The organism is Sphingomonas sp. Leaf257, from assembly GCF_001422185.1.
Taxonomy (GTDB): Bacteria; Pseudomonadota; Alphaproteobacteria; order Sphingomonadales; family Sphingomonadaceae; genus Sphingomonas; species Sphingomonas yabuuchiae.
Map to the genome: position 1 here is coordinate 93,949 of NZ_LMMH01000035.1, position 18,007 is coordinate 111,955.

At 67.2% G+C, this 18,007-nt stretch carries 15 protein-coding genes and 1 tRNA gene; 6 read left to right on the forward strand and 10 right to left on the reverse strand.

Going from position 1 to position 18,007, the window contains the following annotated elements:
* The first annotated feature begins 6 nt into the window (after positions 1-6).
* On the forward strand, positions 7-1,599 hold the full coding sequence (locus tag ASF14_RS18530) for a cisplatin damage response ATP-dependent DNA ligase (protein WP_056438729.1): 1,593 nt from the start codon (positions 7-9) through the stop codon (positions 1,597-1,599).
* Here ASF14_RS18530 and ASF14_RS18535 read toward each other — a convergent pair.
* On the reverse strand, positions 1,596-2,123 hold the full coding sequence (locus ASF14_RS18535; RefSeq protein WP_056438732.1) for a DUF2306 domain-containing protein: 528 nt from the start codon (positions 2,121-2,123) through the stop codon (positions 1,596-1,598). The genes ASF14_RS18530 and ASF14_RS18535 overlap by 4 nt on opposite strands.
* Positions 2,124-2,275: 152 nt before the next feature.
* Between ASF14_RS18535 and ASF14_RS18540 the strand changes: the two genes are divergently transcribed.
* Positions 2,276-3,037, forward strand: coding sequence for a LytTR family DNA-binding domain-containing protein (locus tag ASF14_RS18540; RefSeq protein ID WP_056438735.1), 762 nt, complete (start codon positions 2,276-2,278; stop codon positions 3,035-3,037).
* Positions 3,038-3,169: 132 nt separating this feature from the next.
* On the opposite strand, the gene murA is transcribed toward ASF14_RS18540, so the two are convergent.
* Positions 3,170-4,450, reverse strand: coding sequence for a UDP-N-acetylglucosamine 1-carboxyvinyltransferase (murA, locus tag ASF14_RS18545; RefSeq protein ID WP_056438739.1), 1,281 nt, complete (start codon positions 4,448-4,450; stop codon positions 3,170-3,172).
* 233 nt (positions 4,451-4,683) lie between these two features.
* On the opposite strand from murA, the gene ASF14_RS18550 reads away from it, so the two are divergent.
* The gene (locus ASF14_RS18550; RefSeq protein WP_236697139.1) at positions 4,684-5,349 is read left to right on the forward strand and encodes a Crp/Fnr family transcriptional regulator; all 666 of its coding nucleotides are present in this window, start codon (positions 4,684-4,686) and stop codon (positions 5,347-5,349) included.
* A gap of 31 nt (positions 5,350-5,380) precedes the next feature.
* On the opposite strand, the gene ASF14_RS18555 is transcribed toward ASF14_RS18550, so the two are convergent.
* Positions 5,381-5,731, reverse strand: a complete 351-nt coding sequence (locus tag ASF14_RS18555) for a thiol-disulfide oxidoreductase DCC family protein (protein ID WP_056438746.1) — start codon at positions 5,729-5,731, stop codon at positions 5,381-5,383.
* Between the two features lie 51 nt (positions 5,732-5,782).
* A complete protein-coding gene (gene katG, locus ASF14_RS18560; RefSeq protein WP_056438749.1) occupies positions 5,783-8,044 on the reverse strand; it encodes a catalase/peroxidase HPI in 2,262 nt (753 codons plus the stop codon).
* A gap of 337 nt (positions 8,045-8,381) precedes the next feature.
* Between katG and ASF14_RS18565 the strand changes: the two genes are divergently transcribed.
* Positions 8,382-9,329, forward strand: a complete 948-nt coding sequence (locus tag ASF14_RS18565; RefSeq protein ID WP_236697140.1) for an NAD(P)/FAD-dependent oxidoreductase — start codon at positions 8,382-8,384, stop codon at positions 9,327-9,329.
* 32 nt (positions 9,330-9,361) lie between these two features.
* On the opposite strand, the gene clpS is transcribed toward ASF14_RS18565, so the two are convergent.
* The 4 genes from clpS to ASF14_RS18585 form a co-directional block, all read right to left on the reverse strand.
* Positions 9,362-9,718, reverse strand: coding sequence for an ATP-dependent Clp protease adapter ClpS (gene clpS, locus ASF14_RS18570; protein WP_056438998.1), 357 nt, complete (start codon positions 9,716-9,718; stop codon positions 9,362-9,364).
* 395 nt (positions 9,719-10,113) lie between these two features.
* On the reverse strand, positions 10,114-13,407 hold the full coding sequence (locus ASF14_RS18575) for an error-prone DNA polymerase (protein ID WP_056438752.1): 3,294 nt from the start codon (positions 13,405-13,407) through the stop codon (positions 10,114-10,116).
* Between the two features lie 161 nt (positions 13,408-13,568).
* Positions 13,569-15,122 (reverse strand): Y-family DNA polymerase, encoded by a 1,554-nt coding sequence (locus ASF14_RS18580; RefSeq protein ID WP_236697141.1) that lies wholly within the window; start codon positions 15,120-15,122, stop codon positions 13,569-13,571.
* A complete protein-coding gene (locus ASF14_RS18585; RefSeq protein ID WP_056438756.1) occupies positions 15,013-15,774 on the reverse strand; it encodes an ImuA family protein in 762 nt (253 codons plus the stop codon). The genes ASF14_RS18580 and ASF14_RS18585 overlap by 110 nt, the downstream gene beginning before the upstream one ends.
* 131 nt (positions 15,775-15,905) lie before the next feature.
* Here ASF14_RS18585 and ASF14_RS18590 point away from each other — a divergent pair.
* Positions 15,906-15,980 (forward strand) — tRNA-Gly (locus ASF14_RS18590).
* A 117-nt stretch (positions 15,981-16,097) separates the two neighbouring features.
* On the opposite strand, the gene ASF14_RS18595 is transcribed toward ASF14_RS18590, so the two are convergent.
* Positions 16,098-16,508: a diacylglycerol kinase family protein gene (locus ASF14_RS18595; protein WP_056438759.1), complete on the reverse strand. Its 411-nt coding sequence runs from the start codon at positions 16,506-16,508 to the stop codon at positions 16,098-16,100.
* 82 nt (positions 16,509-16,590) lie between these two features.
* Here ASF14_RS18595 and ASF14_RS18600 point away from each other — a divergent pair, with 82 nt between their 5' ends.
* Positions 16,591-17,070, forward strand: coding sequence for a GNAT family N-acetyltransferase (locus ASF14_RS18600; RefSeq protein ID WP_056438761.1), 480 nt, complete (start codon positions 16,591-16,593; stop codon positions 17,068-17,070).
* Here the strand turns inward: ASF14_RS18600 and ASF14_RS18605 are convergent, their stop codons facing one another.
* Complete coding sequence (locus ASF14_RS18605; RefSeq protein WP_056438763.1) at positions 17,071-17,820, reverse strand: SDR family NAD(P)-dependent oxidoreductase; 750 nt, start codon at positions 17,818-17,820, stop codon at positions 17,071-17,073.
* Between the last annotated feature and the right edge of the window lie 187 nt (positions 17,821-18,007).

The window sequence follows — 18,007 nt, forward strand, 5'->3', positions numbered from 1 at the left end:
CCCCCGATGCGCGAATTCGCGGCGTTGCTCGATGCGCTGATCTATACGCGCTCGCGCAACGCCAAGCTGAAGCTGGTCGCGGATTACCTTGCCGCCACGCCCGATCCCGACCGGGGTTGGGCGATGGCAGCGTTGACGGGCGATCTCGACCTGCCGGGCGTCAAGCCCGCGCTGATCCGCGCGCTCATCGAGCAGCGGGTGGACCCCGTGCTGTTCCGCATGAGCCGTGATTATGTCGGCGACACCGCCGAGACGGTCGCCCTGCTCTGGCCCGCGCCCGACCGGCCGCTCGATCCCGAACCGCTGTCGGTCAGCGATGTGGTCGAGCGGCTGCGGCACCTGTCGCGTTCCGACGCGCCCGCCGCGCTGGCCGATATGCTCGACCGATCGACCGCCGAGGAGCGGTTCGCGTTGCTCAAGATGGCGACGGGGGGCTTGCGCATCGGCCTGTCCGCTCGGCTTGCGAAGACCGCCTTCGCCCAACATTTCGGATTGGATGTCGAGGCGGTCGAGGAGGTCTGGCACGGCCTGTCGCCGCCTTATGCCGAGCTGTTCGCCTGGGGCGAGGGCACGGGCGCGCAGCCGACACCCGCCGATGTGCCGGTCTTCCGCCCCTTCATGCTCGCCCATCCGCTGGAGGATTTGCGGGTCGACCTGACCGACTATGCCGCCGAATGGAAATGGGACGGCATCCGGGTACAGATCGTCCATGTCGCCGGGCAGACGCGGCTCTACAGCCGGACCGGCGACGATGTGACGCACGCCTTTCCCGAGGTGGCGAGTGCCTTCGACGCGGTCGGGGCCGTGGACGGCGAGCTGCTGGTCAAGGGCGAGCATCAGGGTGGCACGCTGGAGGATGGCGGCGGCGCGGCTAGCTTCAACGCGTTGCAACAAAGGCTCGGGCGCAAGACGGTGTCGGCGAAGATGCTGGCGGAGTATCCCGCCTTCGTCCGGCTCTACGACATATTGGTCGACGGGACCGAGGATATCCGCGCTTTGCCTTGGACCGAGCGGCGCAAGAGGCTGGAGGGGTTCGCCGCAAAGCTCGACCCCGAGCGGTTCGACGTCAGCGCGGTGATCGAGGCGGAGGACTTCACCGCGCTGGAGGCTTTGCGCGCTACCGCGCGCGATGCCGCGATCGAGGGGGTGATGCTCAAGCGCCGCGATTCCCCCTATAGCGGCGGGCGGCGCGTCGGCCTGTGGTACAAATGGAAGCGCGATCCGCTGACCGCCGATTGCGTGATGATGTACGCGCAGCGCGGCAACGGCCGGCGATCGAGCTATTACAGCGATTACACCTTCGGCTGCTGGACCGAGGAGGGCGAGTTGCTGCCGGTCGGCAAGGCCTATTCGGGGATCACCGACGAGGAATTGCGCCAGCTCGACCGGTTCGTACGGGCGCATACCGTCCACCGCTTCGGTCCGGTGCGTGAGGTGGAAAAGACGCTGGTGCTCGAGATCGCGTTCGATTCGATCCACGATTCGAAGCGGCACAAGTCGGGCGTCGCCATGCGCTTCCCCCGCATCGCCCGCATCCGCACCGACAAGCCCGCCGCCGAAGCCGACCGGGTGGAGACGCTCAAGCGGCTGGTGACTTAACCGAACAGCCACGTCCCCATCACCCGGCCGGGCAGGAAGGCGAAGGAGCCCGCACCGATCAGACCGGTGAGATACAGGCTGACCATCACCTTGCGATGCGTGTCGATCCGCCCGGCCCGCGCCGCCGCGATCGCGCGCCATAGTCCGATCAGCGTGACGGGCACGAAGATATGGATGAAACTGAATTGCCCGTGATTCAGGTCACGCAGCGCCAGGGCGGAAAGGGCCGCGACCACCATCAGCACCGCCCAGAGCTTGCCCAGCATCCGGTGCCGCGCATCCCCTTTGCGCGCCAGCAGGACATAGAGCCCCAGTGGCAGGGCGGGCAGGACCGAGCCGAGATGAATCAACACCGCCACGTCATGCGTCCGCGCCAGGGTCGGCGAGAGCCCGAGCGCGCCGCGCGCCATGGCGACCACCGCCATCAGCGACAGCGTGCCCCCTGCAAGCAGGATCGCGGCGCGGGCGGCGGGCGAGCTATCGAGAGGGCGGCGGTTCGGGGTAGCGATCGAAAGGCTGGTCATCGGTCGAAATCCTGATCGAAAAAGGGTCGTCCCTTTCCTGCCGCCACATCGATCCCATGCCAGCCCGGCTGCGTGGATCGGTGGCTTCCCTTCGTGGACCGGCCGATTTGCCATTTCGCGAAGCGCCAATTGGCCATAGGCACGAGGCCGTGATGCCCCGCTCGCGCCGCATAGTGATCGATATCGCGCTGATGATCGGCGTCGGACTGCTGCTCGCGGTGCTGGGACCGTTCGGCACCTTCGACGCGCGCTTCGCCTATCGGCTGATCTATTGGATCGCGCTGATGCTGGCGGGCTATGCACTCTACAAGCCGATGATGGCGGGCTCGCTGGCCTTGGCGAAGCGGCTCCATTTCCCCGAAGTGGCGGGCTGGGCCACGGCGGCGATTCTCGCCAGCGTGCCGATGAGCGTCGTCGTCTGGTGGGTCGGACGTATGGGTCTGCCGCTGCGTTGGCCCGACGCGGATCAGGCGCTGCTGCTCTATGGCAATGTGCTGGTGATCGGGGGGTTGGCCAGCCTGTTGCTCTGGTATGGACAGAAGCGACGAAGTGTTACGTTGGAACCAGCCGTCCCCGAACCCGCCCCGCCGATCACGACGCCCCGCCCCGCGCTGCTCGACCGCCTGCCGCCCGGTTTCGGGCCGGATATCGTCGCGCTGGAGATGGAGGACCATTATCTGCGCGTCCATGGCGCCTATGGATCGGAACTGATCCTGCTGAGGATGCGTGACGCGGTGCAGGAGGTCGCGCCGCTGATCGGCGCGCAGGTGCATCGGAGCTGGTGGGTGGCGCGGAGTGCCGTTCGCGAGACGCATCGCGAGGGTCGTGGGGTGCGGCTGGTCCTGACCGGCGGGGTCGAGGCGCGGGTATCGCGCGCGATGGTACCGGTGCTGGAAGCCGAGGGCTGGTGGTAGCGGCTTTAAATTCCTCCCCTGCAAGGGGAGGTGGCAGTCCGTAGGAATGACGGAGGGGTGTCCACGCTGCTGCTGACACCCCTCCACCACCGCTTCGCGGCGGTCCCCCTCCCCGTGCCGGGGAGGATGAAATCAGTCGCCGACGCGCTCGATATCGGCGCCGACGGCCGACAGCTTCTCTTCCAGACGCTCGTAACCGCGGTCGAGATGGTACACGCGGGCCACCGACGTCTCGCCCTCGGCCGCCAGACCGGCGAGGATCAGGCTCATCGAGGCGCGCAGGTCGGTCGCCATCACCGGAGCGCCGGTCAGCTTGTTCACACCCTTCACCATCGCGGTACGACCATGGACTTGGATGTCCGCGCCCATGCGCGCCAGCTCGGGCACGTGCATGTAGCGATTCTCGAAGATCGTCTCGGTCAGGGTGCTGGTGCCCTCCGCCTTGCACAGCATCGCCATGAACTGCGCCTGCATGTCGGTGGCGAAGCCCGGATAGGGCGCGGTCGACAGGGTCAGCGGCTGGAGCGGACCATCGGCCTTCACCCGGATCGAATCCCGGCTTTCCTCGACCGTCACGCCCGCTTCGGTCAGCGCGGACAAGGTGGCGCGCATATCCTCGGCACAGGCGCCGACCAGCTCCAGGTCACCGCCGGTGATCGCGGCGGCACAGGCGTAACTGCCCGCTTCGATCCGGTCGGGCATCACCGAATAGGTGGCGCCGTGCAGCCGGTCGACACCCTCGATGGTCAGCGTCTCGGTACCGACGCCGTCGATCCGCGCGCCCATCGCGATCAGCAAGCGGCACAGGTCGACGATCTCGGGCTCGCGCGCGGCATTGCCCAGCACCGAGGTGCCCTTGGCCGTGACGGCGGCCATCAGCGCATTCTCGGTCGCGCCGACCGACACCACCGGGAAGGTGTAACGTCCGCCCGACAGGCGGCCGCCGGGCGCGCTGGCCTTGACGTAACCGGCGGTCAGTTCGATCTCAGCGCCGATCGCCTCCAGCGCCTTCAGGTGCAAATCGATCGGGCGGTTGCCGATCGCGCAGCCGCCAGGCAGCGACACCCGCGCCTCGCCCGCGCGCGCCAGAATGGGGCCGAGCACCAGGATCGACGCGCGCATCTTGCGCACGATGTCGTACGGCGCCTCGGTCGAGAAGAGCTGGCCCGCGCGGATCGTCATCACCCGGCCGAAATCTTCGGGACGTGTCCCCTCGACACGGGTCGATGCGCCGATCTGGTTCAGCAGATGGCCGAACCCGTCGACATCGGCCAGACGCGGCAGGTTGCGCAGCGTGACCGGTTCGTCGGTCAGGATCGCGCAGGGCATCAGGGTGAGCGCGGCGTTCTTCGCGCCCGAGATCTTCAGGCGGCCCGACAGCCGGTTGCCGCCGCGAATAAGGATACGGTCCATAGACCCGTCCTCCTAGCGGACGTGGCGGGCATCGCCAAGGGTCGTGCCCGTCCCCCATGGCCAAAGAGCACGAAAAGCAAAGAAAAGGGCCGGTTGATCGATATTAATGCGTGGTCGCACCCTTGATGGCTAAGGCGTTCGTCCGCTCCGGGGATGAGGTGTCAGTGTCAAATTGCGGGCTAGCTGATCGCCTGAACAAATGGGTTTCGTTGACCCCGGCCGAACGAGAGGCCTTGGCACGGCTGGAGGATCGACCAAAGACGATCCGGCGCGGTGCGGTGTTGATGGAGGAACAGGCGCGCAGCGACGAGCTGTTCGTCGTGCAGCAGGGCATGTTGATGTGCTATGTGCTGCTCGATGATGGCAGCCGCCAGGTGGTGCGCTTCCTGTTTCCCGGCGATCTCTTCGCGCTGTCGGCGCTGGTCTATGGCCGTTCGCCCGATACAGTGGTGGCAGTCTCCAATGCGGTCGTCTGTCCCTTCGACCGGGGCCAGATCGCGGGACTGGCGACCCGGCATCCCCGCCTGTTCAGCCTGATCCTGGTGCTCAACCAGATCGAGCGGGTCATCACCACCGACCGGCTGGCAGGTCTCGGCCGTACTTCGGCGCGGGTGCGGGTGGCGACGCTGTTGCTGTCGCTACGCGGCCAGATGCGCCAGGCGGGCATGGAGGTGGCCGCATCCTTCGCCCCCGGCCTGACCCAGGAGGAGATGGGCGACGCGATCGGGCTGACCGCCGTCCACGTCAACCGGATGCTGCGCCAGCTGGAGGACGATGGGCTGATCAAGCGCGAGGGCGGGCGTGTCCACCTGCTCGACGAAGCACAGCTGGTGCGCGAAGCGGGCTATATCGACCGGTTCGAGGGGCTGGACCTCAGCTGGCTGCCACCGGGGCATTGAGGCATTCCTTCCCCGAAAAGGGGAGGAATGGTCAGGGTCCCGCCCAACGTTGCAGGCGCGGTCGAACCTTCAGGAAGCGTCGATAGCCGCGCTCCAGCAACGCCAGCATCCAGGGCCAGCGTGCCGCCAGACCCAGCGGCCGGAGGAGCGGGATCGCCCGCCACATCGCGGCAAAAGCCGCCGCACCCGACAGCATCCGGCCATCCTCCCGCGCGTGAAAGCGCGCCAGCAGCCTGTCACGGTCGATCGGGCACTGGTCAGGCCCCCGCCCGCCGATCGCGACGAATTCGATCCGGCGACGCCGATCCAGCCGCCGCATCACCGCGATCTCGCGGCGACACAGCGGACAGGCGGCATCATACCAGACGGTGACGGTCGTCATGCCCTTCCCTCCGGCAAGGGCGGCCCGATCACGACCGGGCCGCCTCCACCATCAGAAAAGATCGGCGGTCATCACCTTGTTCCACACCTTCACGAAGTCGCGGACCATGCGGGGATGGCCGTCCTCGGCAGCGTAGAATTCCGCGATGTTGCGCAACTGCGAGTTGGCCCCGAAGACCAGGTCGTTGCGCGTGGCGGTGTAGCGCGGCTCGCCGCTGTCCCGGTCGTCCAGTGTGAAGCGCAAACCCGCCTCGTCCTGCTTGGTCCAGACATAGTCCATGCTGGTCAGCACGCGGAAGAAGTCGTTGCTCAGCACGCCCACCCGGTCGGTGAACAGGCCCGCCTCGCTCTCGTCCCAATTCGCCCCCAGCGCGCGCAGGCCGCCGGTCAGCACCACCCATTCGGGCGCGCTGAGCTTCAGCAGCGCCGCCTTGTCGAGGAACAGTTCCTCGGGGGCGACGCGGCCCGCCGTCACTTCCGCGAAGTGATCGTCGACATAGTTGCGGAAACCATCGACCACCGGCTTCAGCCATTCGAAGCTGTCGGCATCGGTCAGTTCGTCGGTGGTGTCGCGACGCCCGGCGGTGAAGGGCACCTCCAGCGCGATGCCCGCATCCGCCGCCGCCTTCTCGACCGCCGCCGTGCCGCCCAGCACGATCAGGTCGGCCAGCGACACGCGCTTGCCGCCGGTCGCCCCGTCGTTGAACGCGCCCATGATCTCGCGGAGCTTGGCGATGACGGGCACGGTGCGGCGATTGATCGCCCAGTCCTTTTGCGGGGCGAGGGCCAGACGCGCACCATTCGCGCCGCCGCGCTTGTCGCTGTCACGATAGGTGACGGCGGCGGAAAAGGCGGTGAAGGCCAGGTCCGACACCGACAGGCCGCTGTCCAGGATCCGCTGCTTCAACGCCCCGATGTCGGCGGCGTCGATCAGTTCGTAATCGCGCTCGGGGATCGGGTCCTGCCACAACAGGTCCGGCTCGATCGTGACCTCGGGGCCGACATAACGCTCGCGCGGCCCCATGTCGCGGTGGGTCAGCTTGTACCACGCCTTGGAGAATTGCTCGGTGAAATAGTCGAAGTCGGTCAGGAACCGCTCGCAGATGGGGCGATAGACCGGATCGACCTTTAGCGCGATGTCGCTGGTCATCATCATCAGCGCATGGCTCTTGCCCTCGATATGCGCGTCGGGGGTGCGCGGCGCGTCACCGCTGACCGGCGTCCATTGCAGCGCACCCGCCGGGCTGCGCGTCTGTTCCCATTCCAGGCCCAGCAGGTTTTCGAGATAGCTGTTGTCCCACTGGGTCGGATTCTGGGTCCAGCTGCCCTCGATACCGTTGGTCATGGTGAATTCGGCATTGCCGGTGCCCTCGGGATTGTGCCAGCCCAGCCCCATCTCCTCGATTGCGGCGATTTCGGGCGGCGCGCCGATGCGGTCGGCCTTCACCATGCCATGGCTCTTGCCGAAGGCATGGCCGCCCGCGATCAGCGCCACCGTCTCCTCGTCGTTCATCGCCATGCGGGTGAAGGTGATGCGGATGTCGCGGGCCGAGGCCATCGGATCGCCGCTGGCATAGGGGCCTTCGGGGTTCACATAGATGAGCGACTGGTGCGAGGCGGCCAGCGGCTGCTCCAGATCATAGTCCGCATCACCATTCTGCCCGCGCCAGCGCTTGTCGCGGTTGACCATCTCGTCGAACGAGTCGACCTGGGTCATGTCGAAGACCTCCGGACCCCAATAGGTCGCGTCATCGGCCTCCCATGCATCCTCGCGCCCGCCACCGAAACCATAGGTCGGCAGCCCCATGATCTCGAGCGAGCAATTGCCGGTCAGGACGATCAGGTCGGCCCAGGACAGCGCCGCACCATATTTCTGCTTGATCGGCCAGAGCAGGCGACGCGACTTGTCGACATTGCCATTGTCCCACCAGCTGTTGATCGGCGCGAAACGCTGCATCGCCTCACCCGCCCCGCCGCGCCCGTCGGCGATGCGATAGCTGCCCGCCGAGTGCCACGACATGCGGATCATCTGCGGCCCGTAATTGCCATAGTCGGACGGCCACCACGCGACCGAGCTGGTCAGGAAGCGCTTGATCTCGGCCTTCAGCGTATCGAGGTCGATCTTGGCGAAGGCGGCGCGATAGTCGAAATCCTCGCCCAGCGGATTGGCACGGGGGCCGTGGCGGTGCAGCTGCTCGACGCGCAGGCGGTTGGGATACCATTCGGCCAGCGTCGGCGGCGTGGTGAAGGCACCCCCGATCCGGTCGCCGCCAAAGGGGCACTTGCCTTCGAGTACCGTCTTATAGTCTTCCATGCCGCAAGCTCTCCGGGTTCATCTGGTAAAAAAGGCTGGGCGCGCAAAGACTTGGCAAGCCAACAGGCTTACCGGCACGCCCATCGGGCGGGGTCATGTCGCGTCTGTCATGGACATGGACGGCCTTAGGTCTTCCCCTGAGCGGAAGGGACCGCCGCTCGTCATGCCCCACAACGTCGGGCATCTCCGGTCGATCCTTGGTCGGACCACCAGGCACCCAAAAATTTTAGCATGGATCAACCCGTATACTTGGCGGAATCGGGGGGCGGTTCACCGATGAGACGGATCGATCCCCGGCCCGGGGCGTATCGTCGGATTGCACGCGATGCGGCGAATCATGAAGGAACGGGATATGGCCGGATCGGCGGCGATCGTCGGCGCGGGGATAGCGGGTCTGGCCTGCGCCTCACGCCTGACCGAGGCGGGATGGCGGGTCACGCTGTTCGACAAGGGGCGCGGCCCCGGCGGCCGCATGGCGAGCAAGGTAGTGACGGCGCAAGGTGCCTGCTTCGCCTTCGATTATGGCGCACAATATCTGACCGCGCGCGACCCGGCCTTCGTCGCGCAAGTCCGGGACTGGGAGCGGCAGGGTGTCGCCGCGCCATGGCCCGCCATGGGCGATGACGCCTGGGTCGGGGTGCCGGGGATGAATGCGCTCGTCATGCATATGGCGGCGGCGCTCGACATTCGCTGGTCGACGCATATCCGCGCGTTGCGCCGCGATGCGGACGGATGGCGGCTGGACCATGACGAGATGGCCGAGGGGCCGTTCGATGTGGCGGTCCTGGCGCTCCCCGCCGAGCAGACGGCGGGACTCGCCGCACCGATCGACCCGGCGCTGGCCGAACTGGCCCGCGCGCATCCGTCCGATCCATGCTGGACCGTGCTGCTGGGGTTCGACGCCGGCTTCTCGGCACCGGATATCCTGTCCGCCGCCGATCCCATCGACTGGGCCGCACGCAACAGCGCCAAACCGGGCCGCAAGGGCGGCGAAGCCTGGACGATCCATGCCACGGCCGACTGGTCGCGGCGCCATGTCGAAAGCGACCGCACCTCCGTCACCGCCTCACTGCTACGCGCGCTGGAAGAACGGGTGGGCACCCTGCCCGTGCCGGTCCATGCCACCGCGCATCGTTGGCGTTACGCGCGGTCGGGCAAGGCCGGTGTCGGGGCTTATCACCAGGCCGATACGGGGCTGGCGGCCTGTGGCGACTGGATGATCGCGCCACGGGTGGAAAGCGCCTGGCTCTCCGGGCGGCAGGCGGCGGATCTGGTAATGGCGTAGTCCTCCCCTTGCCGGAGAGGAGTGAACAGGAGTTACGCCTTCTCCAGCGTGCACTGAAGCGGATGCTGGTTGGCGCGGGCGAAGTCGATCACCTGCGCCACCTTGGTCTCGGCCACCTCATAGGAGAATACGCCGCACACCCCCACGCCGCGCTGATGGACGTGCAGCATGACGCGGGTCGCATCGTCCATGCTCATGCGGAAGAAACGCTGCAGGCACAGCACGACGAATTCCATCGGCGTATAGTCGTCGTTCAGCATCAGCACGCGGTACGGCGTCGGCTGCTTGGTGCGCGTCCGGGTCCGCGTCGCGACGCCCAGGCCGGTGCCCTCGTCATCGCCGTGATCGGGGCCATGATCGGGCCCTTGTCCGGGACCATTGCCGGCCATTCCCAGAGGATGGGTGAAGGTGTCGCTGTTCTGGGCCATGACGGTAAAATATGGCATGGCGGGGGGTAGGCACAAGCCCTTGGGGACAGCGTCGATCGTATAAATCGGCACTTTTGGGTGGGAATGTCCCACATCCTTCTTCTCTGCAAAACAGGGCGAGCCTACCCTTCCCTCGCCCCTCATTGAGGGGAGAGGGTTGCGCAGACTTGGTCTTTGCGGAAGCAAAGACTTAGTGGGAGCTGGGTGAGGGGTGAGCGCGCGGAAGGCGCGCGCGAGCCGGAGGCTCGCTCAACCCCTCACCCAAGCTGCGCTAGCCAGCACGCTGGCAAGCTCCGCTAACCCTCTCCCCTGTCCAGGGGAGAGGGAATGCAAAACAAGCCGAATCGCAATCGCCCCTAATGAAAGTCGCGCGAGCGGGGTAGCAGGCGGATATCGCGGGGATGAACCCCGCGCTGCGCCGTAGCCCCACGCGGATCGTGCGAGCGGGTGGCGGCGGCGGGCACGTCCTCCAGCCGGGTCAGCATCGCGCTGCGATCCTCGACCCCTGCGGTCATCAGGTGGATCACGCCCTCCTCGCTGCGCTGGACGACGCCGTGGATCAGCATCAGCCGCGAGGCCATCACCGCGCGCCGGTTCGCCTCGAAATCGCGCGCCCACATCAACGCGTTGACGATGCCCGTCTCGTCCTCGATCGTGACGAAGATGGCATTGCCCTTGCCGGGTCGCTGGCGGACCAGCACCACCCCCGCTACCTTAGCCCGCCGCCCATCGGCCAGATGGCCCAGATCGGCGGCAGACAGGATGCCTTCGCTTGCCAGCTCGCGGCGCAGGAACGCCATGGGATGGCCTTTCAGCGACAGCCGCGTCGCGCGGTAATCGGCGCTGACCTGTTCGGACAGCGGCATGGGCGGCAGCGTGACATCGGGTTCGGCAGCCATTTCGGGGGCCTCCATCGCGGCGAACAGCGGCAATTGCGCCGACTTCATCCGCCGCGCCTCCCACTGCCCCTCGCGCCGTCCGCGGCTCAGCGAGCGATAGGCGTCGGCCTGTGCCAGCAGGTCGAGCGCACGGCGTGGCAGCTGCGCCCGGATCGCGACCGACTCGATGGTCTCATAGGGGGCGTGATCCGCAATTCCCTTGCCCCAGGCCTCGCGAAAGGCATCGACCTGCCGAAAGCCCAGCCGCAGTGCGAAGGCTCCGTCCTCCCGCCGCTCCAGCCGATTGTCCCAGCCGCTGGAATTCACATCAACCGGTCGCACCTCGACCCCGCCATTCTCGCGCGCGTCGCGGACGAGCTGCGCGGGCGCGTAGAAGCCCATGGGCTGGGCGTTCAAAAGCGCACAGGTGAAGATCGCGGGCTGATGGCATTTCAGCCAGGCGGAGACATAGACCAGCCGGGCGAAGGACAGCGCATGGCTTTCGGGAAAGCCATAGGAGCCGAATCCCTCGATCTGCTTGAAGCACCGCTCGGCGAATTCGGGCTCGTACCCGCGCGCGACCATGCCGCCGATCATCTTTCGCTGGAATCCGTCCATTCCCCCGACCTTGCGGAAGGTCGCCATGGCGCGGCGAAGCTGATTGGCTTCGTCGGGGGTGAATTTGGCGGCGGTGATGGCGAGTTTCATCGCCTGTTCCTGAAATAGCGGCACGCCGTACGTCTTGCCGAGCAGGGTGCGCAGTTCGTCCGCCGGACCATGATCGGGATGCGGCGAGGGATAGGTCACCGCCTCCTTTTGTGCCCGCCGCCGCAGATAGGGATGGACCATGTCGCCCTCGATCGGCCCCGGACGCACGATCGCGACCTGCACGACCAGATCGTAGAATTCGCGGGGCTTCAGCCGGGGCAGCATGTTGATCTGCGCGCGGCTTTCCACCTGGAACACGCCGATGCTGTCGCCCCGTTGCAGCATCTTGTAGACGGCCGGGTCCTCATCCTGCGCCAGCGTGTCGAGGTCGGGACGGGCCAGGCCGTTCGCCTCCATCAGGTCGAACGCCTTGCGGATGCAGGTCAGCATGCCCAGCGCCAATATGTCGACCTTCATGATCTTCAGCTCGTCGATATCGTCCTTGTCCCATTCGATGAAGGTCCGCCCCTCCATCGCGCCGTTGTGGATCGGCACCGTCTCGTCGAGCCGCCCTTGGGTCAGCACGAAGCCGCCGACATGCTGCGACAAATGGCGGGGCGCGCCCAGCAGCCGGTCGACCAGGGTGCGCAGGCGGGCGATCTCGGGATTGTCGGGGGAGAAGCCCGTTTCGTGGAATCGCTTCTCCTCGAACTGTTTAGAAAAGCTGCCCCAGACGGTGCTGGTCAGCCTTTGCGTGACATCCTCGCTCAGCCCCAGCGCGCGACCGACCTCGCGCACCGTGCTGCGCGGGCGGTAATGGATGACGGTGGCGGCGATGGCGGCGCGGTGGCGACCATAGCGGTCATAGATATACTGGATCACCTCCTCGCGCCGTTCATGCTCGAAATCGATGTCGATATCGGGCGGCTCGCGGCGCTCCTCCGATACGAAGCGCGAGAAGAGCAGGTCATATCGCACCGGATCGACCGAGGTGACGCCCAGGACCCAGCAGACCGCCGAATTGGCCGCCGATCCGCGCCCCTGGCAAAGAATGGGCGGGTCCACCGTCCGCGCGAAGCGGACGACGTCATGCACGGTCAGGAAATAATGCGCATATCCGCACCGGCGGATCAGCCCGAGTTCCTCGTCCAGCAAGGCGCGCAGCTTGACCGGAACGCCCCCCGGATAGCGCTTCACGGCTTCGCGCCGGACCAGTTCCTCCAGCCAGTCCTGTGCGTCCCAGCCCTGCGGGATCGGCTCGTCAGGATATTGGTAGGAGATATGATCCAGACGGAAGGTAATCCGCTCCAGGATCGCCATGCTCTCCACCACCGCTTCCGGCCGGTCGGCGAACAGGCGTGCCATCTCGACACCGGGTTTCAGATGCCGCTCGGCATTGGCCGCCAGCCGCCGTCCCCCGGTGCGGACGGTCAGCCCTTCGCGGATGCAGGTCAGTATATCCTGTACCGGACGGTCCGCAGGCGAAGCGGACAGTGCATCGGTGGTGGCGAGCAGGGGCACGCCCCGCACCTCGGCCAGCGCGGCATGCGCCATCAGCCGCCGCCGGTCCGCCCCCGATCGCGGCATGGTCACGCCCAGCCACACCCGCCCCGGTGCCGCCGCCACCAGCCGGTCGAGCGTCGCCGCCAGCCCCGGATCGGCGCGCCTGGGGGGCAGCATCGCGTCCGTCATCGGCTCGCAGGGCCGCGCACTCGACTTGGGGAGCACGATCAGCAGCAGATCCTCGGCATGGCGGATCAGGTCGCCCAGTCCCAGGATACAGCCGCCCTTGCGCGCCCGCTTGTTGCCCGTCGTCAGCAACCGGGTCAGCCGCCCCCAGGCCGTCCGGTCGATCGGATAGGCGACGATATCCGGCGTGCCATCGGCAAAGACGAGGCGCGCGCCGACGACCAGTTCGAAAGGCCGCATCCGGTCACCGAGCGTCTCGCGGATTTCCCGCAGCGCCCGGTAGGCCCGCACCACCCCCGCCACCGTGTTGCGGTCGGCAATGCCGATTCCGTCCAGCCCCAGCACGATCGCCTGCTGAACCATCGCCTCCGCCGAGCTTGCGCCGTCGAGGAAGGAATAATGCGTCGCCGCGACCAGTTCGGCGAAGTCGGACATTTACCCTTTTCCCCCCCTGCAAGGGGAGGTGGCAGTCCGAAGGACTGACGGAGGGGTGTCACCATCGGAGAGGATGGATGCCCTCGCAACCGGTGACACCCCTCCACCATGCTGCGCATGGTCCCCCTCCCCTTGCAGGGGAGGAATATCGGCCCGTCCCCTCACGCGAACAGCCCATGCACATACCAGCGCGGCCGCTCGGTCTCGGTGTAAAGGCCATGGCGGAAGATCCAGAAGCGCCGCCCGCGCACATCCTCGACCCGGTAATAGTCCCGTGTCGGCGGCGCCATGTCAGCGCGGCGCCACCATTCGCCCGCGATCCGCTCCGGTCCTTCCGCGCGCGCCACGTCGTGCATCTTGCGCCGCCAGCGAAACCGCGCCGGTGGGCCATCCGGCGTCTCGGCAGCGAGCGATTCGATCGGCTGGGGCGGGTCGAACAGGTGAATCGGCCGCAAGGGCGGCTCGCCCGGCTCGGGCCGGGTCCATTCGGCCTTGGGCGCGGGATCGGTCGCGGGCAGCAGCAATTCGGCCTGTTCGGGCATATGGCTGTCGCGGGGATGGATCCGCCGCACCCGCTCGCGCCCCAGCCGCGTGCCCAGCCGATCGATCAGCGCCGCCACCGCCTCCGACTTGGCCTCGCCGCCCTCCAGCCGAAGTTGCACCGCGTCCAGCTTCTCGGCCAGCCCGACATCCAGCCGCATCAGGTCATATCCGAAACCGGGGTCGAGCGGATCGGCCAGCGCCTCGATCCGCTCGCGGAACAACCGCAGCAGCACGGCCGGATCGCGGGTCGGCTGCCCCGTCTCGACCCGCAGATGCTGCACCTCGCCATCCGAACGGAACAGCCGCGCGTCCCAGCGTCGCCCGCCCTCGTGCCGCTCCTCCAGCACGCGCGCCGCCTCTCCCGTCAGTTCCTCCAGCACGCCCAGCATATGCTCGGTCCGCGCCACCGGCTCGGCAAAGCGCCGCTCCACCCCGATCGGCGCGGCGACGGTGCGGGGGGTCAGCGGGCTGTCCTCCTCCCCGGTCAACCGCCGCAGTGCCGTCGCCGCCTCCCGCCCGAAGCGCGCCGCGATCGTCGCCATCGGTCGCGCCAGTACGTCGCCGACCGACTTCAGCCCCGCCGCGATCAGCGCCGCGCCGGCATCCTCATCCAGTTCCAGCGCCGCGACGGGCAGGCGACGGATCGCCCCCATCTCGTCGGGCGCCGGTGCCCCCGCATGCCGCGCCAGCGCGCGCGCCGCCTCGGGCGTATCGCCATAGGCCAGCCGCACGGTCAGTCCCCGCCGCGCCATCCGCGTCTCGATATCCTCGGCAAGGCCCCGCTCGCCGCCAAACAGATGATCCGCCCCGCCCGAATCGAGCACCAGCCCTTGCGGCGGATCGAGCGCCACCGCCGGGCTGTAGCGTCGCGCCCCCTCGGCCAGCCGCTCCAGCCAGTCGGCATCGGCGGCGGGGTCGTGCGGGAATATCTCGACCTCGGGCACCCGCGCGCGCGCATCGGCCAGCGTCAGCCCGACCGACAGCCCCGCCGCCGCCGCCTGGGCGTTCAGCGCCGCCAGGCGAATCGCGCCGCCGACCGATTCGGCAAAGGCGATCGGCGCCTCATCCCGCGCCACGAACAGGTGCGGGCGCCGGGCCCGCAACCGCTCGATCGGCAACCAGGGGAAGACGAGCGCCAGATAGCGGCGCGGGGTCGAAGCTTTGCGTGTCACGGTTCCACTCCACGCGCCACCGGGCGCCCGCGGGCCCTCCCCTTCGGCGCAGCAATTCCAGATCATAGGCCGGTGCCCCCGGTGCCTCCGCCGCCAGCGCCCGCGAGGGGGCCGACGCGACCGACCAGCGGGTCGCTGCCGCGCTGGGCACGACCTGACCGCCGACGCGCAGCACCAGCATCAACACACCCGAGGCTTCGGCCGCCAGCATCAGCCGCCGCGACGCGGTCAGGTCCAGCCCGCGCATCGCCCCCCAGCCTTCCGCGATGACCGTGCCCAGCCCCGGACAGCGCGCGCCATCGGCGGCGGCACGCAGCAGCGCGGCATCGTCGGCCACCACCACCACGACCAGATCGGCGGGGTCGAGTCCCATCGCGACCAGCCCCGGCCCATGGAGTCGCCCGCCCTGCCGCTCGGCCGCCTCGGTGCGCAGCCACAGGATCGGCCGCGCCCCCACCGTCAACGCACAGCCCAGCGCCAGCCCAGCGCCGCTCGCCGCTTCGCCTTCCGAAAGCGCATGGATCTCATGGAGTTGCGCAACCGCCAGCCGAACCTCGAAGCCCCGTCCCGAGTCCATCCCGCCATCATCGCCCGGCACCACCAGAGCGGCGGCGCGGCGCAGACGGTCGATCAGGGCAAAGGGCTCCTCCATATATGTTCTTGTAATGTTCTATGGCCGGAGTCGCCAGCCGTAAAAAAATTGAAAAAAGTGCTTGCCGGATTCGAAACCCACATCTAATAGCCCGCCTCACCCCAGCCGGTCAGCCGGTTCGGAACGCCAGAGCGGGCGTAGCTCAGGGGTAGAGCACAACCTTGCCAAGGTTGGGGTCGAGGGTTCGAATCCCTTCGCCCGCTCCAGCGATCTCTTGTGAGAGATCGCCTTCGTCGCCAAGCGACGTCTTCCCAAATTGACCCGATTGATGCTGATAGGCATGGCGCCATCGCATCTTCAAACCGGCTCACAGCCGGATTTTGCTATTCTCTGATTATGCGACTCAGCAAGATCGGACCGAACGTCAGCAGACCAATCACGATCGCCGCCATCGAGGCTATCAGTACCCCTCCCGCTGCCAAATCCTTCACGCGCCCAATCGCCGGATCGAAATCAGGGTTCAGATGGTCACAGAGATCCTCAATCGCGGTATTGATGGCCTCAGCGATCCAGACCAATGCCATCGCCAGCACAATCCATCGCCAATCCTCCAATGATATGCGCAGGGTAAATCCCAGGACGATGACGATCACAGAAGCGGCAAAGTGCAACCAGGCATTATGCTCGTCCCACACCAACCAGCGCAGTCCGCGACCAGCATAGACAAAGCTTTTGAGACGGGCCCGCACATTGAAACCTGTTGGGGCGCAAGGCGGCTCATGAGGATTCAGCATAGCCAATATGTTGCACCATCCCAAAATGGCTGCAATCCAAGTCCGCCTCGTAGCCCTGTCACCCGGTCCTGACGTTCATTCCATGATTCGCCCCGCCCTTCCCGAAGACGCTCTCGCCATCGCCGCGATCGTCCTGCCGGTAATCCGGGCAGGTGAGACCTATGCGCTCGACCCGGCAATGTCGGAGGACGCCGCACTCGCCTATTGGTTCGGCGGCGACAAGACGGTCTTCGTGTTCGAAGAGGACGGCGCCGTCCTCGGCTCCTATTACCTCCGCGCCAATCAGGCGGGTGGCGGGGATCATGTCGCCAATGCGGGCTATATGACCGGCCCCGCCGCGCGCGGGCGCGGGGTGGCGCGGGCGATGGCGCTGCATTCCTTCGACGAAGCGCGGGCGCGGGGCTTTGCCGCGATGCAGTTCAACTTCGTGGTCGCCAGCAATGAGGCCGCCGTGCATCTGTGGACGGCGCTGGGCTTCGCCACGGTCGGAAGGGTGCCGGAGGCGTTCCGGCACCCAATTTTGGGCCTCGTCGATGCCTTGGTGATGCACCGCCCCCTATGATCAGCCCGCCCGCGCGACCTGGAACCCTGCAAAGGACTGGCTGACCGGCATCAGCTCCAGCCGGTTGATGTTGAGGTGCGGCGGCAGTTCGGCGACCCAGAGCAACGTCGCGGCGATATCCTCGGCGGTCATCGGGTCGGAACCCGCATAGAGCGCGTCCGACGCCGCCTGATCGCCGCCGGTGCGGATGGTGGTGAACTCGGTCTCGACCATGCCCGGCTCGATCGAGGTGACGCGCACCCCCTTGCCGTGCAGATCCGCGCGCAGGTTGAGCGAGAATTGCTTCACGAACGCCTTGGTGCCGCCATAGACGTTGCCGCCGGTATAGGGATAGTTCGCCGCCACCGAGGACAGGTTGATGATCGCCCCGCGCCGCGCGATCAGGCGAGGCAGCAGCCGATGGGTGATGGTGATCAGCCCGTCGATATTGGTCGCGATCATCGTCCGCCACTGGGCCAGATCGCTGTCCTGGGCGGTCTTGGTGCCGAGCGCGAGGCCCGCATTGTTGATGAGCAGGTCGATCTCGGCGAATTCCGGCGGCAGGCCGCCCAGCGCGGCGTCGAGCGCCTCCTCGTCGGTGATATCGAAGGCCAGCGGATGAAAGGCCGCACCCAGCTCGTCGGCCAGCGCCTGGAGCCGGTCGGCGCGGCGGCCCGTCCCGATCACCCGCCATCCGGCCGCGACAAAGGCACGCGCGGTGCCCGCACCGATTCCGGCGGTCGCCCCCGTCACCAGAACTGTCTTCGTCATCCGTCCAACTCCCTCTCAAGCGGTTTGCCTGCTGGTATCCGGCGGGGCCGGACATGGCAAAGCGTACGCGGTGCACAAGGCGGCAAGACCGGCCTCTGTTCCCGCTCCTTATCCAAGCACCCGAAATACCGGGCTTTTCCCGGATGGCCGGGATATCTGGATGGCGGCATGATCGGCCCCGGGAGAA

Excerpts from the sequence above, each read along its gene's own strand:
- ASF14_RS18540 (WP_056438735.1), top strand. The coding sequence starts at position 2,276 with ATGCCCCGCTCGCGCCGCATAGTGATCGATATCGCGCTGATGATCGGC.
- ASF14_RS18585 (WP_056438756.1), bottom strand. The coding sequence starts at position 15,774 with ATGGAGGAGCCCTTTGCCCTGATCGACCGTCTGCGCCGCGCCGCCGCT.
- ASF14_RS18600 (WP_056438761.1), top strand. The coding sequence starts at position 16,591 with ATGATTCGCCCCGCCCTTCCCGAAGACGCTCTCGCCATCGCCGCGATC.
- murA (WP_056438739.1), bottom strand. The coding sequence starts at position 4,450 with ATGGACCGTATCCTTATTCGCGGCGGCAACCGGCTGTCGGGCCGCCTG.
- ASF14_RS18530 (WP_056438729.1), top strand. The coding sequence starts at position 7 with ATGCGCGAATTCGCGGCGTTGCTCGATGCGCTGATCTATACGCGCTCG.
- katG (WP_056438749.1), bottom strand. The coding sequence starts at position 8,044 with ATGGAAGACTATAAGACGGTACTCGAAGGCAAGTGCCCCTTTGGCGGC.
- ASF14_RS18535 (WP_056438732.1), bottom strand. The coding sequence starts at position 2,123 with ATGACCAGCCTTTCGATCGCTACCCCGAACCGCCGCCCTCTCGATAGC.
- ASF14_RS18565 (WP_236697140.1), top strand. The coding sequence starts at position 8,382 with ATGAAGGAACGGGATATGGCCGGATCGGCGGCGATCGTCGGCGCGGGG.
- ASF14_RS18575 (WP_056438752.1), bottom strand. The coding sequence starts at position 13,407 with ATGTCCGACTTCGCCGAACTGGTCGCGGCGACGCATTATTCCTTCCTC.
- ASF14_RS18595 (WP_056438759.1), bottom strand. The coding sequence starts at position 16,508 with ATGCTGAATCCTCATGAGCCGCCTTGCGCCCCAACAGGTTTCAATGTG.
- ASF14_RS18605 (WP_056438763.1), bottom strand. The coding sequence starts at position 17,820 with ATGACGAAGACAGTTCTGGTGACGGGGGCGACCGCCGGAATCGGTGCG.
- clpS (WP_056438998.1), bottom strand. The coding sequence starts at position 9,718 with ATGGCCGGCAATGGTCCCGGACAAGGGCCCGATCATGGCCCCGATCAC.
- ASF14_RS18555 (WP_056438746.1), bottom strand. The coding sequence starts at position 5,731 with ATGACGACCGTCACCGTCTGGTATGATGCCGCCTGTCCGCTGTGTCGC.